General features: G+C 69.3%; 19 protein-coding genes. 12 read left to right on the forward strand and 7 right to left on the reverse strand.

Annotation, left to right across the window (positions count from 1 at the left end):
• Positions 1–64 precede the first annotated feature (64 nt).
• On the reverse strand, positions 65–1180 hold the full coding sequence (gene serC / locus UG56_RS19780) for a phosphoserine transaminase (RefSeq protein WP_045547040.1): 1116 nt from the start codon (positions 1178–1180) through the stop codon (positions 65–67).
• A 43-nt stretch (positions 1181–1223) separates the two neighbouring features.
• On the opposite strand from serC, the gene UG56_RS19785 reads away from it, so the two are divergent.
• Positions 1224–1703: a GNAT family N-acetyltransferase gene (locus tag UG56_RS19785; RefSeq protein ID WP_045547041.1), complete on the forward strand. Its 480-nt coding sequence runs from the start codon at positions 1224–1226 to the stop codon at positions 1701–1703.
• A 60-nt stretch (positions 1704–1763) separates the two neighbouring features.
• On the opposite strand, the gene UG56_RS19790 is transcribed toward UG56_RS19785, so the two are convergent.
• Positions 1764–2867 (reverse strand): citrate synthase 2, encoded by a 1104-nt coding sequence (locus UG56_RS19790; RefSeq protein WP_442756966.1) that lies wholly within the window; start codon positions 2865–2867, stop codon positions 1764–1766.
• 105 nt (positions 2868–2972) lie between these two features.
• On the opposite strand from UG56_RS19790, the gene UG56_RS19795 reads away from it, so the two are divergent.
• From UG56_RS19795 to UG56_RS19805, 3 genes are read left to right on the forward strand one after another with little or no spacing between them, the layout of a single operon-like run.
• Positions 2973–3476: a hypothetical protein gene (locus tag UG56_RS19795; RefSeq protein ID WP_045547043.1), complete on the forward strand. Its 504-nt coding sequence runs from the start codon at positions 2973–2975 to the stop codon at positions 3474–3476.
• A gap of 58 nt (positions 3477–3534) precedes the next feature.
• Positions 3535–4182, forward strand: a complete 648-nt coding sequence (gene pdxH / locus UG56_RS19800; RefSeq protein ID WP_045547044.1) for a pyridoxamine 5'-phosphate oxidase — start codon at positions 3535–3537, stop codon at positions 4180–4182.
• On the forward strand, positions 4182–6179 hold the full coding sequence (locus UG56_RS19805; RefSeq protein WP_256206773.1) for a beta-galactosidase: 1998 nt from the start codon (positions 4182–4184) through the stop codon (positions 6177–6179). The genes pdxH and UG56_RS19805 overlap by 1 nt, the downstream gene beginning before the upstream one ends.
• 97 nt (positions 6180–6276) lie before the next feature.
• Here the strand turns inward: UG56_RS19805 and UG56_RS19810 are convergent, their stop codons facing one another.
• On the reverse strand, positions 6277–7986 hold the full coding sequence (locus UG56_RS19810) for a S8 family peptidase (RefSeq protein WP_045547045.1): 1710 nt from the start codon (positions 7984–7986) through the stop codon (positions 6277–6279).
• Positions 7987–8166: 180 nt separating this feature from the next.
• On the opposite strand from UG56_RS19810, the gene UG56_RS19815 reads away from it, so the two are divergent.
• The 7 genes from UG56_RS19815 (at position 8167) to UG56_RS19845 (ending at position 16277) form a co-directional block, all read left to right on the forward strand.
• Positions 8167–8796 (forward strand): TetR/AcrR family transcriptional regulator, encoded by a 630-nt coding sequence (locus UG56_RS19815; RefSeq protein ID WP_177191511.1) that lies wholly within the window; start codon positions 8167–8169, stop codon positions 8794–8796.
• Positions 8797–10545 carry an ABC transporter ATP-binding protein gene (locus UG56_RS19820; RefSeq protein ID WP_045547046.1) on the forward strand — a complete coding sequence of 583 codons (1749 nt, stop codon included), beginning with the start codon at positions 8797–8799 and terminating at the stop codon, positions 10543–10545.
• Positions 10542–12554, forward strand: coding sequence for an ABC transporter ATP-binding protein (locus UG56_RS19825; protein WP_045547047.1), 2013 nt, complete (start codon positions 10542–10544; stop codon positions 12552–12554). Before UG56_RS19820 ends, UG56_RS19825 begins: the two co-directional genes overlap by 4 nt.
• Positions 12555–12881: 327 nt before the next feature.
• The gene (locus UG56_RS19830; RefSeq protein ID WP_084101346.1) at positions 12882–14501 is read left to right on the forward strand and encodes an MDR family MFS transporter; all 1620 of its coding nucleotides are present in this window, start codon (positions 12882–12884) and stop codon (positions 14499–14501) included.
• Positions 14498–14971 (forward strand): MarR family winged helix-turn-helix transcriptional regulator, encoded by a 474-nt coding sequence (locus UG56_RS19835; RefSeq protein WP_045547048.1) that lies wholly within the window; start codon positions 14498–14500, stop codon positions 14969–14971. The genes UG56_RS19830 and UG56_RS19835 overlap by 4 nt, the downstream gene beginning before the upstream one ends.
• Before the next feature lie 108 nt (positions 14972–15079).
• Entirely contained in the window at positions 15080–15766 is a 687-nt protein-coding gene (locus UG56_RS19840; RefSeq protein ID WP_045547049.1) for a metal-dependent transcriptional regulator, read from the forward strand.
• Positions 15767–16007: 241 nt separating this feature from the next.
• Positions 16008–16277, forward strand: a complete 270-nt coding sequence (locus UG56_RS19845) for a hypothetical protein (protein WP_008362798.1) — start codon at positions 16008–16010, stop codon at positions 16275–16277.
• On the opposite strand, the gene UG56_RS19850 is transcribed toward UG56_RS19845, so the two are convergent.
• The 3 genes from UG56_RS19850 to UG56_RS19860 are packed head-to-tail and all read right to left on the reverse strand — an operon-like array spanning position 16263 to position 18209.
• Entirely contained in the window at positions 16263–17150 is an 888-nt protein-coding gene (locus UG56_RS19850; RefSeq protein WP_045547050.1) for a Sir2 family NAD-dependent protein deacetylase, read from the reverse strand. The two genes, UG56_RS19845 and UG56_RS19850, sit on opposite strands and share 15 nt — an antisense overlap.
• The gene (locus tag UG56_RS19855; protein WP_045547051.1) at positions 17150–17416 is read right to left on the reverse strand and encodes a DUF2277 domain-containing protein; all 267 of its coding nucleotides are present in this window, start codon (positions 17414–17416) and stop codon (positions 17150–17152) included. Before UG56_RS19855 ends, UG56_RS19850 begins: the two co-directional genes overlap by 1 nt.
• A gap of 31 nt (positions 17417–17447) precedes the next feature.
• Complete coding sequence (locus UG56_RS19860; RefSeq protein WP_045547089.1) at positions 17448–18209, reverse strand: response regulator; 762 nt, start codon at positions 18207–18209, stop codon at positions 17448–17450.
• A 148-nt stretch (positions 18210–18357) separates the two neighbouring features.
• On the opposite strand from UG56_RS19860, the gene UG56_RS19865 reads away from it, so the two are divergent.
• A complete protein-coding gene (locus UG56_RS19865) occupies positions 18358–19533 on the forward strand; it encodes a saccharopine dehydrogenase family protein (protein WP_045547052.1) in 1176 nt (391 codons plus the stop codon).
• On the opposite strand, the gene UG56_RS19870 is transcribed toward UG56_RS19865, so the two are convergent.
• Positions 19530–20585 carry a LacI family DNA-binding transcriptional regulator gene (locus tag UG56_RS19870; RefSeq protein WP_045547053.1) on the reverse strand — a complete coding sequence of 352 codons (1056 nt, stop codon included), beginning with the start codon at positions 20583–20585 and terminating at the stop codon, positions 19530–19532. The genes UG56_RS19865 and UG56_RS19870 overlap by 4 nt on opposite strands.
• Positions 20586–20605: the final 20 nt, after the last annotated feature.

Consider the following 20605-nt stretch of genomic DNA (forward strand, 5'->3'; position numbering starts at 1 on the left):
AGTCGGCTCGTCAGAACGAGCCGACTCGGCACCGGATTGCGTCAGAACGAGCCGGGTCGGCGGATCAGAGGCGATCGACGACCCAGTCGATGCAGGCGGTGAGGGCCTCGATGTCGGCGGAGTCGACGGAGGGGTACATCGCGACTCGGAGCTGGTTGGTGCCGATGCCGCGGTAGGCGTCGAGGTCGACGACGCCGTTCTCCGCCAGCACCGACCGAAGGAGATCCTTGTCGATGCCGGCGTCGAGCTCGACGGTGCCGACGACGAGGGAGCGGTGGGTGGGGGCCTCGACGAACGGACGCACGTACGACGCCTTCTCGGCCCACGCGTAGAGCACGTCGGAGGAGGCGGTGGTGCGGTCGACCATCGCGTCCAGCCCGCCGGAGGAGTTCATCCAGTCGAGCTGCTCGGCCATCAGGAAGAGCGTCGCGACCGACGGGGTGTTGACGGTCTGCGCGCTGCGGGACTGCTTGATCGCCTCGGTCAGCGAGAAGAACGAGGGAATGTGCCGGCCGCTCGCCGCGATCTCCTCGGCCCGTGCGATCGCGGCGGGGGAGAGCAGCGCCAGCCACAGGCCGCCGTCGGAGGCGAAGGACTTCTGCGGCGCGAAGTAGTAGACGTCGCTCTCGGTCACCTCGAGCGGCAGGCCGCCGGCGGCCGAGGTCGCGTCGACGATCGTGAGCTGGTGGGCGCCGGCGCCGGCGGGACGTACGACCGGAGCCATCACGCCCGTCGAGGTCTCGTTATGTGTCCAGGCGTAAACATCGACGTCGTCCTTCTGCGCGGGCACCGCCAGGCCACCCGGCTCGGCCGAGATCACCGACGGGTCGGCCAGCCACGGAGCCGCCTTGGCCGCGGAGAGGAACTTCTTGCCGAACGCCCCGAAGACGGCGTGCTGGCTGCGCTCCCGCACCAGGGCGTAGGTCACCAGGTCGAAGAACGCCACCGAGCCGCCGTTGCCGAGGACGACCTCGTAGCCCTCCGGCAGCGAGAACAGGTCGGCCAGGCCGGACTGGACGCGGCGGACGAGATCCTTCACCGGCTGCTGCCGGTGGGAGGTGCCCATCAACGACACCCCGGTCGCGGCAAGCGCCTCCAGGCGTCCCGCGGGCACCTTGGACGGCCCGGACCCGAAACGTCCGTCGGCGGGCAGGAGGTCGGCGGGGATCTGCAGCGTCATAAACCCATTCTCGCAAGAGCCGGGCGTCGGCCAGAATACCGACGTGTCTGTTGAGATTCGCCGGGTCGCCTACGACCACCCGGATGCGCAGAAGCTGGTCGACCGGGTCCAGGAGTTCTACGTCGAGCGCTACGGCGATCCCGACCACGACCCGACGGTGCCCGAAATGTTCGAGGCGCCCGTGGGCGCCTACTTCCTGGCCTACCTCGACGACGTCCCGGTCGCCTCCGGAGCCTGGCGGCGCTCCGGCGAGCCCGCCCTCGGGACCGAGGTGACCGCCGAGATCAAGCGGATGTACGTCGTCCCCGAAGCCCAGGGCCAGGGACTCGCCAAGCGCATGCTCGCCCACGTCGAGGCCTCGGCCCGCGAGGCCGGCTTCGAGGCGATGGTCCTCACCACCGGCGGCCTCCAGCACGAGGCGATCGGGCTCTACGCCGCCAAGGGCTACGTCGACGTCGAGCCGTTCGGCTACTACAAGGACGACGAGCTCGTGGTGTGCATGGCCAAGCGCCTCGACAGCTGAACCCCCGAAGCACAGGAACCGACCGGCTCCAGCCGGTCGGGTCCTTGAAGCGGTCGGGGTCTACTTGCCCCAGTCGGGGTTCCAGCCCTCGACCGCGTCGGCAGGTCGGGGGGCGGGTCCGGTGTAGATGGCGGAGGGCCGGATCAGCCGGCCGGTCTTCTTCTGCTCCAGGATGTGGGCGGACCAGCCACCGGTGCGGGCGCAGGTGAACATCGAGGTGAACATGTTGGCCGGGATCTCGGCGAAGTCGAGGACGATCGCGGCCCAGAACTCGACGTTGGTCTCCAGGACCCGGTCGGGGCGGCGAGCACGAAGCTCCTCGAGCGCCGCCTTCTCGAGCGCCTCGGCGACCTCGTAGCGTGGCGCGTTCAGCTCGCGGGCGGTGCGGCGCAGCACCCGCGCACGCGGGTCCTCGGCACGGTAGACGCGGTGACCGAAGCCCATCAGCCGCTCGCCGGAGTCGAGCAGACCCTTCACGTAGGAGGCGGCGTCGCCGCTCTTCTCGACGTCCTCGATCATGCCGAGCACGCGCGAGGGCGCACCACCGTGCAGCGGGCCGCTCATCGCGCCGATCGCGCCGGAGAAGGCCGCGGCGACGTCGGCCCCGGTGGAGGTGATCACCCGGGCGGTGAAGGTGGAGGCGTTCATGCCGTGCTCGGCGGCCGAGGACCAGTAGGCGTCGATGGCGTGCGCGTGGGCGGGGTCGGCCTCGCCCCGCCAGCGGATCAGGAACTTCTCGGCCAGGGTGTTGCCCTTGTCGACCTCGCGCTGCGGCACCACCGGGAGGTGGATGGAGCGCGCCGACTGACCGGCGTACGACAGGACCATGACGGCCACGCGGGCGAGGTCCTCGCGGGCCTGCTCGTCGGAGATGTCGTAGGTCTGCCCGAACCCGAAGGCCGGGGCGAGCATGGGGATGGCGGCCTGCACGTCGACGCGCACGTCACCGGTGTGCACCGGCAGGTTGTAGGCCTCGGCGGGCGGCAGGCCCGGGCCGTAGGAGCCGTCGATCAGCAGACCCCAGACGTTCTCGAAGGGCACCCGCCCGACGATGTCCTCGATGTCGACCCCGCGGTAGCGAAGGGCCGAACCCTCTTTGTCGGGCTCTGCGATCTCGGTCTCGAAGGCCACGACGCCCTCGAGACCGTGCTGTACCTGGCTCACTGCCTTCTCCATTCCTCTGTTGTCATGGGCATTGTGCCGCATCCTGGCTTCGACTCGGGCGTGGGGCGCGGTCGTGATAGGGGGTCCGGCACTAGTGTCCCCACCATGGACCTGGGGAAGCTCGTCGGTGGTCTCAACGCCAAGGACATCGACAAGGTGATCAAGCTGATCACGGAGAACAAGGACGTACTGGCGGCCCTCGAGCGGCTGCCGCAGCTGTTCGACTCCTTCGGCGAGGGGCTCGAGGCGGCCGGTGGGCGCGCCCGTGAGGCCGGTGCCGTGCTGGTCGGGGACGGCGCCGGCGGCGTCAAGGACGCACTGGGCGACGTCGCCACCTCCCTGGGTGGCATCTCGGCCGCGATCTCCAAGGGCGTCGACCGGCTCGCCGACGTCGCCGAGGGGCTCGGCCGGGTGCCGATGGCCGACGGTCCGGCCAAGTCGATCGCGAGCGCGGCGAAGGAGATCGGCGGCGCCGGTTCGGCGCTCGACGACCTCTCCGGCTCGCTCGAGACGATCGCAGCGCTGCTGGCGAAGGTCGGATCGGCTCTGGAGCAGCTGGGCGACAAGCTCGACGAGTCGGGCACCCAGGTCAAGGGCTTCATGGGCTGAGGCCGTACGGGCCGAGTCTGCCGCCGCCGGTGACTCCTCCAGGCCGTAGGTTGAGACCATGGATCTCTCAGCTGAGCTGGCGGCCGCGCGCGAGTCTTACACCCGCAGCGGTCTGACCGAGGACGACCTCGCGGCAGACCCGTTCGAGCAGTTCGAGAAGTGGTACGCCGAGGCCCGTGACGCGGGCATCGTCGAGCCCAACGCGATGGTGGTCTCGACCGTCTCGGCGGACGGCGCGCCCTCGTCGCGCACCGTGCTGCTGAAGGGGTTCTCGATCGAGGGCTTCACCTTCTTCACCAACACCGCGTCCCGCAAGGGCTCCGACCTCGCGACCAACCCGCGCTGCGCGGTGCTCTTCCCGTGGCACCCGCTGGAGCGGCAGGTACGCGTCGACGGCGTCGCTCACGTGCTCTCCGCCGAAGCCGTCGAGGCCTACTTCTCCCAGCGTCCGCGCGGCTCCCAGCTCGGCGCCCATGCCTCCCACCAGAGCCGGGTCGTCGCCGGCCGCGAGGAGCTGGAGGAGGCGTACGCGAAGGTCGAGGCGGAGTTCGAGGGCCGGCCGGTCCCGGTGCCGGAGGAGTGGGGCGGCTACCGGGTCGAGCCGGAGACGGTGGAGTTCTGGCAGGGACGTCCGGGCCGGATGCACGACCGGCTCGTCTACCGGCGCGAGGGCGACAGCTGGCGGACGGAGAGGCTGGCTCCCTGATGGGGATGGAGCAGGTCACCCGGGCGCTGGGCGGACGGATCGCCTACGGCGCCGACTACAACCCGGAGCAGTGGCCGGAGGAGGTCTGGGACGAGGACGTACGCCTCATGCAGGAGGCCGGGGTCAACCTGGTCAGCGTGGGGATCTTCTCCTGGGCGCTGCTGGAGCCGACGCCGGGGGACCACGACTTCGGCTGGCTCGACCGGGTGCTCGACAAGCTGCACGCGGGCGGGATCGCCGTGGACCTGGCGACCGCGACCGCGAGCCCGCCGCCGTGGTTCCTCGAGCGCCACCCGGAGGCCACGCTCGTCGACCAGGTCGGCAACCGGCGCGCGTTCGGCGCGCGCCAGGCGTACTGTCCCTCCTCGACCGCCTACCGCGACGCCGCCACGACCCTGATCACCGAGCTGGTCAAGCGCTACGACGAGCACCCGGCGGTGGTGATGTGGCACGTCAACAACGAGTACGGCTGCCACAACGACCACTGCTTCTGCGACGCCAGCGCGGTGGCTTTCCGGCGCTGGCTGGCGGACCGCTACGGCGCGATCGAGAAGCTGAACGAGGCGTGGGCGACGGCCTTCTGGAGCCAGCGCTACACCAGCTGGGAGCAGATCGGTCCGCCGCGTCAGGTCTCCTACGGCAACTTCGCCAACCCCGGCCAGCAGCTCGACTGGTGGCGGTTCTGCTCCGACGAGATCCGCGAGATCTTCCGGGTCGAGGCGGCGGCGGTGCGGGCGCACTCCGACAAGCCGCTGACCACCAACTTCATGGGGTTCCGCAAGTCGCTCGACTACCGCAGCTGGGTCGACGTCGAGGACCTGGTCTCCAACGACCACTACCTCATCGCCGACGACGAGGACCGCACCCAGCAGCTCGCGATGACCGCCGACCTGACCCGCTCGCTGGCCCATGGCGAGCCGTGGCTGCTGATGGAGCACTCCACCTCCGCGGTCAACTGGCAGCCGCGCAACATCGCCAAGACCACCGGCGAGATGCGCCGCAACTCCTTCCAGCACGTCGCGCGCGGCGCGGACGGCGCCCTGTTCTTCCAGTGGCGTGCCTCGCGCGGTGGTGCGGAGAAGTTCCACTCCGCGATGGTCCCGCACGCCGGCACCGAGAGCCGGCTGTGGCGAGACGTCGTACGCCTCGGGGCGGATCTCTCCGCGATCGCCGAGGTCAGTGGCACGAAGGTGGCGCAGGCCGGCGTCGCGATCTGCTTCGACTGGGAGTCGTGGTGGGCGGCGACCTTCGACTCGCACCCGTCGGTCGACGTCGACCCGATGGCGACCGCGCGGGCCTGGCACAAAGCCTGCTGGGCACGCAACCTCGGCGTCGACATCATCGGCGTCACCGACCCGCTCGACGGCTACGAGGTGGTGGTGCTGCCGGTGCAGTACCTGCTCTCCGACGAGGCCGTCGCCCGGTTCACCGCCTTCGTCGAGGCCGGCGGCACCCTCGTCGCGACCTACTTCTCCGGCATCGTCGACGAGCACGACCACATCCGGCTGGGCGGCTACCCGGGCGGGCTCTCCGACCTCCTCGGGGTGCGGATCGAGGAGTTCTGCCCGCTGCCCGAGGGCGACGAGATCCCGCTGACCTCCTACGGCTCCGGCACGATCTGGAGCGAGCGCGGCCGTGCCGTCGGGGCCGATGTCGTCGCTGCGTACGCCACCGGCGACTGCGCCGGCGACCCCGCCGTCACCCGGCGCCGCGTCGGCAGGGGCACCGCCTGGTACGTCGGCACCGAGCTCACCCCCGAGGCCCTCGACACCCTGGCCACCCAGGTCTTCACCACGACCAAGCCGGTCGTCGGTGGGCTTCCCGAGGGTGTCGAGGCGATCCGGCGGGTCGGTGAGCAGGGGACGTACGTCTTCGTCATCAACCACACCCACGAGGCGGTCATCGTCCCCGTCCGGGGCACGGATCTGCTCTCCGGCAACGACGGAGGGCCGCATGTGGTTCGTGCGGGTCAGGTCGCGGTCATCCGCGAGGAGTAGGTTTCCCCGGTTCACCGGGGAAACCTGCACTTCTCAGGTGTTGCAATGCCCGAGAAGTGCAGGGATACCCGGTTAACCGGGTATCCCTGCACCGGGATCAGCGCGTCACCGCTGCCTTCGCGTTGACGATGCCGCTGCCGTAGAAGCCGTTCGGCCCCTCGCCACCCTCACACGTGTGGGTCGAGGTCGCCGTGTTGCCGTTGGGCAGGTGGCGTACGTAGGTGTAGTCCGCCGGGACCGGGCAGGCCTTGTCGGTGGCCGACTTGAGCAGCACCTTCTCGACCTTCTTGGGCGAGAGGGTCTTGCCGGACCAGTCACGGCTGCCGTACTCACCGACGATCAGCGCGGCAACACCGGCAGCGTGCGGGGAGGCCATCGAGGTGCCCTGCAGGTACTGGTAGTAGGAGCAGGTGCCGCTGGAGCAGTCCGCGACGGCCCAGGGAGCGATCACCTCGCCGGTCGCCGGGTCGACCGCACCTTCCTCCACCGCCATGTTGTAGGGGTAGGCGGCCAGGATGGCCCCGGTGAGGTCGCGCGTGCCCGCCGGGTTGTCGTAGACGTCCCCGCCGGGTGCGGCGACGTCGACGAAGCCGTTGCCGTAGCTGGAGTAGTAGGCCTTGCGCTCGCTCTGGCCGGTGGAGCTCACCGCGATGACGCCGTTGCCCTCGGTGGGCATCGAGACGCACGACTCGGGGTCGAGCAGGTCACGGACGTACGCGGCCTCGCCGGGCTCGCTGGCGTAGTCGGGGCTGGTCGCGTCGGTCTGCGGCTTGGTGTAGTCGATCGCCTGGTTGCCGGCGGCCGCGACCAGGGTCACGCCGTGGGCGCGGGCGTAGTCGAGGGCGCGCTGCATCGCGGTGATGATCGTGATCTGCTCGGCCTGGTCCTCGGGGGAGTCGGCGGGGTGGTTGGTGCAGTTGAACAGCCACGGGTCGACGTAGTAGCTCATATTGACCACGTCGATGCCGTTGCGGCCCGCGTAGGTCAGCGCGTCGACGGACGGCTGCAGGAAGAAGTAGCCGGAGTCCTGGCCGGCGCGCAGGTTGACGATGTCGGCCTCCGGCGCGACACCGGAGATGCCGATGCCGTTGACCGGCGAGGCGATGGTCGAGGCGACGTGGGTGCCGTGACCGTTCTCGTCCACGTTGGCGGCGTCCTCGCAGGAGGCGTCGGGCTCGTCCTCGCACGGACCGTCGACCGTGTCGCCGTTGGCGTCGACCGGGATGTCGGTGGTGAAGTTGCGGCTCAGCTCGGCGTCGAAGTTGGGCGCGATGTCGGGGTGCGTCCCGTCGACACCGGTGTCCAGGATGCCGACGCGGACACCCTTGCCGCGCTCGGTCTTGTTGGCCGCCGCGGAGTCGATCTGCTTCATGTCCCACTGCAGACCGGAGAGCGGCTCCGAGGAGTCCTTGGGCTTCGGGGCCTTGGGCGCGCTGCCCTTGGCGTCGCGGAACTCGGTCTCGACGTTCGACACGTCCTGCTTGCGGGCCTTGCCGGCCGCTTCAGGCGTGTTGGCGCCCACGATCCTGTCCTGGGCCGCGCCGACGAGGGCGCTCGAGGCGTTGGCCGCCTCGGCGAAGTCCTCGCCCGCGGAGACCGTGGCGACACCGATAGCACTGTTCTCCGAGACGATCTCGCCCCCGGCGGCCTTCACCGCGGCACGGGCGCTGGCGGCCGAGGATCCCTCGGCATATGCCACGACATAGCGGACCTCCTTGTGGGAGGTGGCGGTTCCTGAGTTCGCCATGACGAGGGCGCCGGTGACCCCCAGCGCGACCGCGGTCGCGCCTGTCAACAACCTACGCATGCTGTCTCCATTCCGGATTCGGTGGTCGGGATTGCCGGGACCACCGCTGTCGTGGCCCTTGTCGGCCCGACATAGCGCCCCAGCATGCCCTAGTCCGCATCCGTACGAACAGGGTTTGGAGGCAGCATCCACCCAATAATTGGGTTGTGAGTGAGTGCTCACTCATTTATCCTCGTCGACGTGGACGAACGACGTACGCGGGCCAAGCCGATTCCCGCAGCTGACCGGCGCGCAGCGATCATCGCGGTGACCGAGACGCTGCTGATCGAGCACGGCACGGCTGCCACCACGCGGGCGATCGCCGAGGCGGCCGGAGTCGCCGAGGGCACGATCTTCCGACACTTCCGCGACAAGCGGGAGCTCTACCGGGCCGTGGCCGAGAACGTCTTCGACCCCACCCGGGCAGGCGAGTCCATGGCCGAGGTGGTGGAGGGGAAGGCCGACATCGAGGACAAGCTCCGTGCCGTCATCGACCTGCTCGCCGCGTCCTCGCAGCGCGGTGTCCTCGTCATGATGGCCGTGCGCTCGGCCCTGATGGAGGAGCCGCACCCCGAAGGCGTACGTCATCCGCCCGGTCCGCCGACCTTCCTCATCGAGGCCAACAAGGCCCTCGTCGACAACCTGACCAGGCTCGTCTTCGAGCCGCACGTGAACGAGCTGCGGCTGCCGCCGCGCAAGGCCGCGCTGGTGCTGCGCAGCCTCACGACCGGGGCCTGGCTCCCCGGCCTGAACCGAACCGACCAGCCGCTGAGCAGTGAGGACGTCATCGACGTACTGCTCGGCGGCATCCTGACCAGAGGAAATGACTGAATGCTTCTCAGGCTGTTGCGGGACTACCTGCTCCCGTACAAGAGATTCCTGGTCGTCATCGCGATCCTGCAGCTCTTCTCGACGTCGGCCTTCATGCTGCTGCCCAGCCTGAACGCCGACATCATCGACAACGGCGTGGCCGAGGGCGACACGGGCTACATCATGCGGATCGGCACGATCATGCTCGGCGTGGCGCTGGTGCAGATCCTGTGCTCGATCGTCAGCGTCTACTTCGCCGCGCGCAGCTCGATGAGCTTCGGCCGTGACCTGCGGGCGGCGATCTTCGCGAAGGTCGGCTCCTTCAGCGCTCGCGAGGTCGGCCGCTTCGGTGCCCCGTCGCTGATCACGCGGACCACGAACGACGTCCAGCAGGTCCAGATGCTCGCCGTGCTCACCTGCACCCTCGCGGTGATGGTGCCGATGATGATGGTCGGCGGCGTCGTGATGGCCATTCGGGAGGACGCCGGACTCTCCTGGCTGCTCGCGGTCGTCATCCCCGTGCTGCTCCTCTCCATGGCCGTGGTCGTGCGCGGCATGGTCCCCAACTTCCGCAAGGTGCAGGAGCGCATCGACGCGGTCAACCGCATCCTGCGCGAGCAGATCACCGGCATCCGGGTGATCCGCGCCTTCGTGCGCGAGCGTCAGGAGACCGAGCGCTTCGCGCAGGCCAACGACGAGCTCACCGACGTCGCCCTGCGGGCCGGGCGATGGATGTCGACGATGTTCCCGCTGATGATGCTGGTCATCAACGTCGCCAGCGTCGCGGTGATCTGGTTCGGCGGCATCCGGGTCGACGACGGGGTGATGCAGGTCGGTCCGCTGACCGCCTTCCTGCAGTACCTGATGCAGATCCTGATGTCGATCATGATGGGCACGTTCATGCTCATGCAGGTGCCCCGCGCGGCCGTCTGCGCCGATCGGATCGCCGAGGTCCTCGACACCGAGACGTCGGTGACCCCGCCGGCGGCCGGCGTCACCGAGATCTCCCGGCGCGGGCACGTCGACCTGACCGGGGCCGGCTTCACCTACCCCGGCGCGGACCATCCCGTCCTCCACGACGTCACCTTCGAGGCCCGCCCCGGGCAGACCGTCGCGATCATCGGCTCCACCGGCGCCGGCAAGACGACCCTTCTGGGACTCATCCCGCGGCTCTTCGACGCGACGGCCGGTGTCGTCCGGGTGGGTGGGATCGACGTACGCGACCTCGACCCGGCCACCCTGCGCGGCGGGCTCGGGCTGGTGCCGCAGAAGGCCTTCCTGTTCACCGGCACGGTTCGCTCCAACCTGCTCCACGGCAAGCCGGACGCCACCGACGAGGAGCTCTGGCACGCGCTCGAGGTCGCCCAGGCACGCGACTTCGTGGAGCGGATGGCCCCCGAGGGAGGCACCGGCCTCGACGCCGAGATCGACCAGGGCGGCACCAACGTCTCCGGCGGCCAACGCCAGCGCCTGGCGATCGCCCGGGCACTGGTGAGGAGACCCGACATCTATCTCTTCGACGACTCCTTCTCCGCGCTCGACGTCGCCACCGACGCAAGGCTCCGCGCCGCGCTGGCCCCCGAGACCCGCGACGCCACGGTCATCGTGGTCGCCCAGCGCGTCTCGACCATCCGCGACGCCGACAAGATCATCGTGCTCGAGGACGGCGCCATCGTCGGCGAGGGCACCCACGACGAGCTGCTCGCCGTCAACGCCACGTACCAGGAGATCGTCTCCTCCCAGCTCAGCGCAGAGGAGGCCGCGGCATGAGCGACCAGAAGCCCGACCAGAAGGCCGGCCAGAACGGCCAGATGAAGAAGACCGAGCGGATCGTACGTCCCCAGGGCGGCCCAGGCCCGATGGGCGCCGGCGGCGCGGTGGGGGACAAGGCGATGAACTTCGTCCCCTCGGCGAAACGCCTCCTGGCAAGGATGGCGCCCTACAAGATCCATGCCTTCGCCACCATCGGCCTGGCCGCGGTCAGCGTCACGCTGATGTCGCTGGGTCCGTGGCTGCTCGGCAAGGCGACCAACATCATCTTCGGCGGCATCTTCTCCCGGCAGCTGCCGGCCGGGGTCACCCAGGAGCAGGCGGTCGAGGGTCTGCGGGCACGGGGCGACGACAAGCTCTCCGACATGCTCGCCGGGATGGACTACGTCAACCCCGGCCACGGCGTCGACTTCGACGCGCTGCGCAACGCGCTGATGGTCGTGCTCGCCGTCTATCTCGTCGCCTCGATGCTCTCCTTCGTGCAGGGCTGGATCCTCAACTCGGTCGTCCAGGGCACCGTGAAGGGGCTGCGCGAGGACGTCGAGAAGAAGGTCCACAGCGTCCCGCTGTCCTACTTCGACAAGCAGCCGCGCGGCGAGCTGCTCAGCCGGGTCACCAACGACATCGACAACATCAGCCAGACGCTGCAGCAGACCTTCAGTCAGGTGCTGACCGCGCTGTTCACCCTGGTCACGGTGTTGTTCATGATGTTCTGGATCAGCCCGGTGCTGGCGTTGATCGCGCTGCTCGCGGTGCCGGTCTCGCTGGTGGTGACCGGTGCGGTGATGAAGCGGTCGCAGGGTCAGTTCGTGTCCCAGTGGCGCCACACCGGCAAGCTCAACGGCCACATCGAGGAGACCTTCTCCGGCCACGACCTGGTCAAGGTCTTCGGCCGCCAGGAGGAGGTCGAGAAGACCTTCGCGGAGGAGAACGACAAGCTCTTCACCGCCGCCTTCAAGGCCCAGTTCATCAGCGGGATCCTGATGCCGCTGATGATGTTCGTCGGCAACCTGATGTTCGTGGTGGTCTGCGTGGTCGGGTCCCTCCGCGTCGCCAGCGGTGCCCTGAGCCTCGGTGAGCTGCAGGCCTTCATCCAGTACTCGCGACAGTTCACCCAGCCCATCACCACCCTCGCCTCGATGATGAACCTGCTCCAGTCGGGCGTCGCCTCGGCCGAGCGTGTCTTCGAGCTCCTCGACGCCGAGGAGGAGTCGGTCGACGCCGGTGCCCCGCGGATGGGGTCCGACGGTGCAGGCGAGGTCCGCTTCGAGCACGTCTCGTTCTCCTACGACCAGGAGAAGCCGCTCATCCAGGATCTCTCCCTGGTGGCCCGTCCGGGCCAGACGGTCGCGATCGTCGGTCCCACCGGGGCCGGCAAGACGACGCTGGTCAACCTGATCATGAGGTTCTACGAGCTCGACGCCGGCCGGATCACCCTCGACGGCGTCGACATCGCCTCGATCCCCCGCTCCGACCTGCGCGAACGCACCGGCATGGTGCTCCAGGACACCTGGCTCTTCGAGGGCACGATCCGCGACAACATCCGCTACGGCCGACCCGACGCGACCGAGGAGGAGCTCCTCGAGGCGGCCCGGGCGACGTACGTCGACAGGTTCGTGCACTCGCTGCCCGACGGCTACGACACCCTGATCACCGACCAGGGCGGCAACCTCTCGGCGGGCGAGCGGCAGCTGGTCACGATCGCGCGCGCCTTCCTGGCCGAGCCGTCGCTGCTGATCCTCGACGAGGCGACCTCCTCGGTCGACACCCGCACCGAGCTGCTCCTGCAGCACGCCATGGCGGCGCTGCGCTCGGACCGTACGTCCTTCGTGATCGCCCACCGGCTCTCCACGATCCGCGACGCCGACCTGATCCTGGTCATGCGCGACGGCGCGATCGTCGAGCAGGGCAACCACGCCGAGCTGCTCGAGGCCGGCGGGGCGTACGCCGAGCTCTACCAGTCGCAGTTCAGCCACGCGATCGTGGAGGAGGAGCCGGCCACGGCGTGAAATAAACCCTTTGAACCCGGCCGGCCTCGGCGCCTACCGTTGAGGCACACGGGAAAGGAGGTGATCCGATCAGATGAAGAACGATTGGATGCGTGAGGTGGCTGCTCGCTAGCAGCCCTCCAACCACGGATGGGGAGCTGGCAATTCACCAGCAGCCACCCGACCCGCAGGCGTACCGGACTCATCCACCGGGTCGGCCACCTGGCCCGCCTGCGGGTCGCCCCGTTTTCGTGGACCACGAGCGACGACAAGTTGCGTTTAGCAACTAACCCGGCGTACATTGGTTGCCGATGTTCAACCAATTCTTGTGAGAGAGCCGAGTCCCACTTGTCAGAGTCCACGCAGTCCTCGCAGGCGGTCGCCGCGCCGGAGATGACCCACCGCCAGATCATGGAGGTCCTCTCGGGCCTGCTGATGGCGCTCTTCGTCGCCATGCTGTCCAGCACGTCGGTCGCCAACGCGCTGCCGCGGATCGTCACCGACCTCGACGGCACCCAGGGCGGCTACACCTGGATCGTCGTCTCCAGCATGCTGGCGATGACCGCGACCACGCCGATCTGGGGCAAGCTCGCCGACCTCTACAACAAGAAGGTCCTGGTCCAGGCCGCGCTCGGCCTGTTCATCGTCGGCTCGGCGATCTGTGGCCTGGCCCCGTCGATGCCGGTGATCATCACCGGCCGCGTCATCGCCGGTCTCGGCATGGGCGGCATCATCGCGCTGATCCAGGTGATCATCGCGATGATCGTCTCCCCGCGCGAGCGCGGCCGCTACTCCGGCTACATCGGCGCGGTCTTCGCGCTGGCCACGGTCATCGGTCCGCTCATCGGTGGCGTGATCGTCGACTCCCCGCTGGGCTGGCCCGGCGTCTTCTACATCGGCGTGCCGTTCGCGGTGGTCGCGTTCGTCCTGCTCCAGAAGACGCTCCACCTCCCGCACGTACGCCGCGAGGTCAGCATCGACTACCTCGGTGCGTTCCTGCTGGTCGGCGGTGTCTCGACCCTGCTGATCTGGGTCACCCTGGGCGGCGACTCCTTCGCGTGGACCTCGCTGACCTCGTACGCCCTGGTCGCCGGCAGCCTCGTCGTGCTCGCCCTCGCGATCCTGGTCGAGGGCAGGTTCGCCAAGGAGCCGATCATCCCGCTGCGGCTCTTCCGGGACCGCACGATGGTCCTCTCCACGCTGGCCTCGTTCTTCGTCGGTGCCGGCATGTTCGGCGCGACGGTCTACCTGCAGCAGTACTTCCAGACCGCCCGTGGCATGACGCCGACCCACGCCGGCCTGATGTCGATCTGCATGGTGCTCGGGCTCTCCGGCGCCGGCATGGTCACCGGCCGCCTGATCAGCTCCACCGGTCGCTGGAAGCGCTACCTGCTCTTCGGCGGCATCATGCTGCCGATCGGGCTCTACCTGCTCAGCACCATCGACGAGCACACCGACCTCGCCCTGGTCGGGGTCTACATGGCGGTCCTCGGCCTCGGCGTCGGTGCCACCAACCAGAACCTCGTGCTCGCGGTGCAGAACAACCTCGACACCAAGGACATGGGCGCGGGCTCCTCCGTCGTCGCCTTCTTCCGGTCGATGGGTGGCTCGATGGGCATCGCAGCGCTCGGTGCCGTCCTCTCCCACCGCGTCGAGGACGTCATCACCGACGGCATCCCGAAGCTCGTGGCCAGCGGAAAGGTGACGCCCGAAGAGCTGCAGAGCCTGAAGAGCGACGGGCTCGCCGACCCGTCGAGCATGCCGAGCGCGATCCAGGCTCTCTACGAGCACGCCTTCGCCGTCGCGACCGCCGACCTCTTCCTGGTGGCCATCCCGTGTGCGCTGATCGCACTGGTCGCTATCGTGGGTATCAAGGAGGTCCCGCTCCGGACGAGCGTGGAGGATCTCCCCGAGACCCAGGCCCTCCCCGAGGCCGAGCCCGAAGCCGAGGGAGCTGTTCGGAGATGACTGACGAGCCCGCTGTGGGCGACGAGATCGATGCCCCGCGGGTGGAGTCGCTGATCCGGCTCGAGGCCGAGGTCGGCGTGCTCATGCGGCGGGCGAAGCGGGCGATGCGCGACCGCGGCCGGATGGTCCACCCCGACCTGCCGCCGGGCGGCTACATGATGCTGACCTGGGTCGCGGAGCACGGCCCGCTGCGCGCCTCCGCCCTCGTCGACGCGCTCGGCATCGACAAGGGTGCGGTCAGCCGGATGGTGCAGACGATCGTCGACCTCGGTCTGCTCGAGCGCCATCCTGATCCTGAGGACGGGCGGGCCAGCCTGGTCTCGCTGACCGCCGAGGCGCGCGAACGGCTCGACCGGGTGGCCCGGGAGCGTCGCGTACGTTTCAGCGACCGGCTGTCCAGCTGGAGTCCCGACGACATAGACCGGCTCAGCGCTATGCTTTCGAGATACAACGAAGCCCTCGAGCGCTAGGGCACCTAGGGGATCACCGTGATGATCTCTCCTGCAGGCCGACGTCGTCCGGGACACACCCTGCTGGGTTCGGTTTTTTTGACTGATTCAAGGATGTAGGATTACCCCGTGAGCGACCTCATCGACACCACCGAGATGTACCTCCGCACCATCTATGAGCTGGTCGAAGAGGGAATCGTTCCGCTGCGCGCCCGCATCGCGGAGCGCCTGCACCAGTCGGGTCCGACGGTCTCCCAGACCGTGGCCCGGATGGAGCGCGACGGTCTGCTCACGGTCGAGGGTGACCGTCACCTGCAGCTCACCGACGAGGGCCTTCGCCTGGCCACCCGGGTGATGCGTAAGCACCGGCTCGCGGAGCGACTGCTCACCGACGTCATCGGTCTCGACTGGGAGCTCGTCCACGAAGAGGCGTGCCGCTGGGAGCACGTCATGTCGGACACCGTCGAGAAGCGACTGCTCGACCTGCTCGGCGACCCGACCGAGTCGCCCTACGGCAACCCGATCCCCGGCCTCGACGAGCTCGGTGGCAAGCCGGCCGACGAGGACTTCATGGCCGGCGTCCAGTCGCTCACCGCCGCGGCGGGCTCCGAGCGCGCCACCGTCCTGGTCCGACGCATCTCCGAGGAGATGCAGAAGGACGAGTCGCTGATGAGCGCCCTGCGCCGGGTCGGGGCGATCCCGGACCAGACCGTCGCCATCAAGGCGACCGCCGACGGAGTCCTGCTCGGCTCCGGTGGAGAGACCGCCGAGATCATCCCCGAGGCCGCGGACCATATCTTCGTGAAGGCCCTCTGACCCGCAGATTCACCGCCCGTCGGCTCCACGAGTCGGCTTCGATGTGGCAACGACGCGCCCACTTTTGTAACCGTGGGTGAAATTCTCTCGACGTCGGCAGAATCTGGCACACGACTCTGGACCGATTAGGTCTTAGATGCTTATGTTTGATGTGCGGGACCTGCTGAAGGCCAGTTCACGGACATGGGCTTCAGCAGTTGTCATGTCGAGACTTGCGGGGGTCTCCGGAGGGGAGAGCTCTATGGAGGTCGTTCATCTGCCCGCTCGCGGTCGCGAGCTGGATGAGACGTTCCGCCCGGTCGCCGTCCACCACACCGACACCGGCCTGACCCGTCACCTCGAGCGTGGCGAGGAGATCGTGCTCACCGACCTCGGTGGGGACTTCCACAGCGCGAAGGTGCTGCTGATCGACGAAGGTCCGGTCTACCACTTCTTCATCGGGGCCAGACTGTCGGTCGACGAGGCCGCCGGCCGGATGGCCGACCTACCGATCCAGTCACGCTCTGCGTGAGGACAGCGCGGTGAGGAACTCGCTGGTGCCGACCTCCAGCTTGTACGTCGCCTCCCCATCGCCCCTGGTGGCACCCCGGTTCACGATGACGACCGGGATCCCGGCCTTCGCCGCCCGGCGCACGAACCGGTAGCCACTCATCACCGCCAGACTCGAGCCCGCGACGAGCAGCACGCCCTTCCCCTCGTGCCGCTCGCCGCGGAGCTCGGAACCTTCCTCGGCGAGGGCGTCGACCGCCGCCATGCACCGGGCGACCCGGTCCTTGGGCACGTTCTCCCCGAAGAAGACGACGTCGGGCTTGAGGATGCCGCCGCAGATCTCGCAGTCGGGGACCACGAAGTCCTGCGTCTCCTCGAGCGCGACGTCACCGTCGGGACGGGTCTCCACATCCGCATGCGCCTCGGCCCAGCCCGCGTTGAGCGCCTCCATCCGCACCTGGAGGTCGCGGCGGGGACTCACCGTGCGGCAGGACAGGCAGATCACGTCGGCGACGCGGCCGTGCAGCGTCACGATCCGGCCGCTCCTGGCCAGCTCGGGCGCGGCCTGCTCGTGCAGACCGTCGACGTTCTGGGTGATCAGCAGCTCCGGATCGATCGCCGCCAGCGCCCGGTGACCGGCGTTCGGCACCGCGCTGCCCATCCGTCGCCAGCCGAGGTGGCTGCGTGCCCAGTAGCGCTGCCGTTCCTGCGGACCCGAGATGAACTGCTGAAAGGTCATCGGCTGCCGTGAGGGGCTGCCGGGGCTGCGGTAGTCGGGGATGCCCGAGTCGGTCGAGACGCCGGCCCCGGTCAGCACCACGAGGCGCCGGTCCTGAAGGAGGGCCAGGGCTGCTGCGTACGTCTCTTGCGTTGTCGCCCCGGGGGCGAGGGTCATCAGGCGTACCTCGCCTCGGCGCGAGCCCTGCGCTTCGCGGCCTCGACCTCACGGTTCTTCTTGGGGGCGTTGGTGACCAGGTCGTCGAGGAGATGCCGGGTGATGTGGGCGATCTCGGCGACGGCGTGGTCGAAGGCCTCCTGGTTGGCGGCGGAGGGCTTGGTCGTGCCGCTCACCTTGCGTACGAACTGCAGGGCGGCAGCGGAGACCTCGTCGTCGGTGGCAGGCGGCTCGAAGTTGTGGAGCGGGCGGATGTTGCGGCACATGCGAACCACGGTACTCGGATCGGCGGAGCGGCTACCGGGATCGGTTGGATGCGCGGGAAGGGGCCGGGCCGCGAGGATGCGGGGGCACCGGCCCGCCGTTCGGGCCCGGGCCCTTGACCTGCCGGGTGTCGTCGGCCGGCGGCGCCGGCCGCGGCACGACGCCGTCCTCGAGCAGCTGGCTCGCCATCAGGGCCGCCTGGGTGCGGTGGCTGACGCCGAGCTTGGCGAGCAGACCGGTGATGTGGTTCTTCACGGTCTTCTCCGCCAGCACCAGGCGATCGGCGATCTGCCGGTTGGAGATGCCCTCGGCGAGCAGCACCAGGATCCGCCGCTGCTGCGGGGTCAGTTCGGCGACCACCTCGTGCATCCGCCGGCGCTCCTCGACGTTGTGCACCACCTTGGCGGCCGCCTCGGGGTCGAAGAGGGTGTGGCCGCTGGCCACCAGGCGTACGCCCGAGACCAGGCTCGTCGCCTCGATCTGTTTGAGCACATAGCCGGCTGCTCCGGCCATGATCGCCTGGCTCATCACCTCGTCGTCGGCGTCGGTGGCCAGGATCATGCAGCGGATGTCGCTCTTGATCGCGAGCGCCTCGCGGCACAGCGCGACCCCGGAGGAGTCGGGCAGGTGAGCGTCCAGGATGAGTACGTCAGGGCGCAGCGTCGCGATCAGCGGCCGTGCCTCGGCGGCGGTGCGGGCCTCACCGACCACCTCGATGTCGGGCTCGGGCTGCAGCACCGTACGCACGCCGACACGCACGACGTCGTGACCGTCGGCCAGCAGAACGCTGATCACCGCGTCACCCACAGGCTCGTCTCACTCATCTCGTGGTTGGGGCTCGTGCCGAAAGAAACCGCTTAAGAGTATCCCTATTGATGCAACATTTGATCACTCAGAGACCCGTGCCGTCTCGGATTTCGTTGCTTCTGGAAAGGTAGCGGGTATGACGACTTCTCGCGATCTCGACATCGTCCTGTTCGGTGCGACCGGGTTCACCGGCGGTCTGGTCGCCGAGTATCTCGCCGCGAACGCGCCCGACGGGCTGCGGTGGGCGCTCGCGGGTCGCTCCCTGTCGCGTCTCGAGGCGGTCCGTGACGGGCTCGACGCCGCCGAGGTCGAGCTCATCCAGGCCGACGTCCACGACGCCGCCTCGCTGGCCGCGCTGGCGGCTCGTGCTCGCGTCGTGATCACCACGGTCGGGCCCTACCTGGAGTTCGGCGAGCCGCTGGTCAAGGCGTGTGCGGAGGCCGGCACCGACTACGTCGACCTGACCGGCGAACCCGAGTTCGTCGACACCATGTTCGTGAAGTACGACGCCGTCGCCCGTGCCAACGGCGCCCGGATCGTGCACGCCTGCGGGTTCGACTCGATCCCGCACGACCTCGGCGCCTATTACACCGTGCGCGAGCTCGCCGCCGGCGGCGAGATCACCGGCCCGCTGACCATGAAGGGCGTCGTCCGCTCCAACGCGTCCTTCTCCGGCGGCACCTTCCACTCGGCGCTGGGGCAGATGTCGCGGCCTCGGGAGATGGCAGCCGCGTCGCGCGAGCGCCGGGCGCTCGAGGGGCGGCCGGAGGGACGTACGTCTCGACCGGCGAAGCCTTCCCTGGGCCGTGATCGCGAGCTCGGCTACTGGCTGCTGCCGCTGCCGACCATCGACCCGTTCATCGTCGCCCGTTCCGGGCGGGACCTGGAGGCCTACGGCCCCGCGTTCACCTACTCGCACTTCGCCGGGACCAAGACCTTGCGCTACGCCGTCGGCGGCGCGCTCGGGGCCGGGGGCCTCGCCCTCGCGATGCAGGTGCCGCCGTTGCGGGCGAAGCTCGGTGAGCGGGTCAAGCAGGGCACCGGACCCTCCGAGCGCCGGCGCGAGAAGTCGTGGTTCACGGTCGACTTCGTCGCCGAGACCGGCGGCCGCACGATCCACACCAGGGTGTCCGGAGGCGACCCCGGCTACACCGAGACCTCGAAGATGCTCGCCGAGTCGGCGCTGTGCCTCGCCTTCGACACCCTTCCCGAGACATCCGGGTCGGTGACCACCGCGGTGGCCATGGGCGATGCGCTGCTCGCCCGCCTCCAGGCCGCCGGGATCCGGTTCGAGGTCGTCGACGCGTCCTAGCGCGGGGCGCGGGCGCCCGGCGGGGGCGCGGTGGACGCGCGCGGTATCAGCGAGGGCATCAGCGTCGTCGTGGTGCCAGGTGGCGCCTCGTCCGGCGAGGCGATCAGGCGAGCGAGCGCAGCGACGGCGCGCGCGGCGATCTGGTCGAAGGGCACGTGGACGGTCGTGAGGGGGACCGGCAGCCGAGCCGCCAGAGGGATGTCGTTGTAGCCCACGACGGAGAGCTGGTCCGGGACGCTCAGCCCGGCTGCCCGCGCTGCCGCCAGGACACCGACGGCGGTGTTGTCGTTGACGGCGAACACGGCGGTGGGGCGAGGCGAGGTCGACAGGATGTGACGGCCGACCTCCTCCCCGGACTCCATCCCGAAGGTCGAGGGGTGGATGAGACGGTCGATGTCGTCGATGCCCGCTTCCGTCATCGCCCGCGTGAACCCGGCGACTCGTCCGACGGCGCTCGATGCGTACGGCGGCCCGGCGACCAGCGCGATCTCGCGGTGGCCCAGATCCAGGAGGTGGCGGGTGGCGAGATAACCGCCGAGCTCGTCGTCGCCGACGACGGCCGATGTCACGCCGTCGTGCCGCAGGGCGAGGACCAGGGGGATGCCGCGCTCACGGAGGTCCGGGATCACCACGTCGTCCGGGCGGGCGGTGGTGAGTACGAGGCCGTCGACATGCTGGTCCAGCAGGCTCTCGACCGCCGACCGCTCCGAGCCCGGGTCGTCGGCCGTCGTGGCCACGATGGCGAACATCTGCCGCTCGGCCGCGGCGGCCGCGATGCTCTCGAAGAGGATGGCCATGACCGTGTCGGACAGACGGGGGACGAGCACGCCGATGGTGCCGCTCTGCTGGCGGCGCAGGGCGGAGGCACGGGAGTCCTTGCGGTAACCCAGACGGGCCGCCACCTCGCGTACGCGTTCGGCGGTCTCGCTGCGGGAGGGCGGCAGCCGTTCGTCCAGCACCCGCGAGACGGTCGAGGTGCTGACGCCGGCCTCGCGGGCGACGTCCCGGATCGTCGCACGCGCGGACCGTGCCGGGCCTGCTGTCTCGGTCATGTGTGCCCCCTCCTCGCCGT

Source organism: Nocardioides luteus, assembly GCF_000960475.2.
Classification (GTDB): domain Bacteria; phylum Actinomycetota; class Actinomycetes; order Propionibacteriales; family Nocardioidaceae; genus Nocardioides; species Nocardioides luteus_A.

What these genes read in the sequence shown, in the direction of transcription:
- UG56_RS19870 (WP_045547053.1), bottom strand. Translation starts at nt 20,585, where the DNA reads ATGACCGAGACAGCAGGCCCGGCACGGTCCGCGCGTGCGACGATCCGG.
- pdxH (WP_045547044.1), top strand. Translation starts at nt 3,535, where the DNA reads ATGGATCTCTCAGCTGAGCTGGCGGCCGCGCGCGAGTCTTACACCCGC.
- UG56_RS19845 (WP_008362798.1), top strand. Translation starts at nt 16,008, where the DNA reads ATGGAGGTCGTTCATCTGCCCGCTCGCGGTCGCGAGCTGGATGAGACG.
- UG56_RS19855 (WP_045547051.1), bottom strand. Translation starts at nt 17,416, where the DNA reads ATGTGCCGCAACATCCGCCCGCTCCACAACTTCGAGCCGCCTGCCACC.
- UG56_RS19795 (WP_045547043.1), top strand. Translation starts at nt 2,973, where the DNA reads ATGGACCTGGGGAAGCTCGTCGGTGGTCTCAACGCCAAGGACATCGAC.
- UG56_RS19805 (WP_256206773.1), top strand. Translation starts at nt 4,182, where the DNA reads ATGGGGATGGAGCAGGTCACCCGGGCGCTGGGCGGACGGATCGCCTAC.
- UG56_RS19810 (WP_045547045.1), bottom strand. Translation starts at nt 7,986, where the DNA reads ATGCGTAGGTTGTTGACAGGCGCGACCGCGGTCGCGCTGGGGGTCACC.
- UG56_RS19825 (WP_045547047.1), top strand. Translation starts at nt 10,542, where the DNA reads ATGAGCGACCAGAAGCCCGACCAGAAGGCCGGCCAGAACGGCCAGATG.
- UG56_RS19835 (WP_045547048.1), top strand. Translation starts at nt 14,498, where the DNA reads ATGACTGACGAGCCCGCTGTGGGCGACGAGATCGATGCCCCGCGGGTG.
- serC (WP_045547040.1), bottom strand. Translation starts at nt 1,180, where the DNA reads ATGACGCTGCAGATCCCCGCCGACCTCCTGCCCGCCGACGGACGTTTC.
- UG56_RS19820 (WP_045547046.1), top strand. Translation starts at nt 8,797, where the DNA reads ATGCTTCTCAGGCTGTTGCGGGACTACCTGCTCCCGTACAAGAGATTC.
- UG56_RS19865 (WP_045547052.1), top strand. Translation starts at nt 18,358, where the DNA reads ATGACGACTTCTCGCGATCTCGACATCGTCCTGTTCGGTGCGACCGGG.
- UG56_RS19850 (WP_045547050.1), bottom strand. Translation starts at nt 17,150, where the DNA reads ATGACCCTCGCCCCCGGGGCGACAACGCAAGAGACGTACGCAGCAGCC.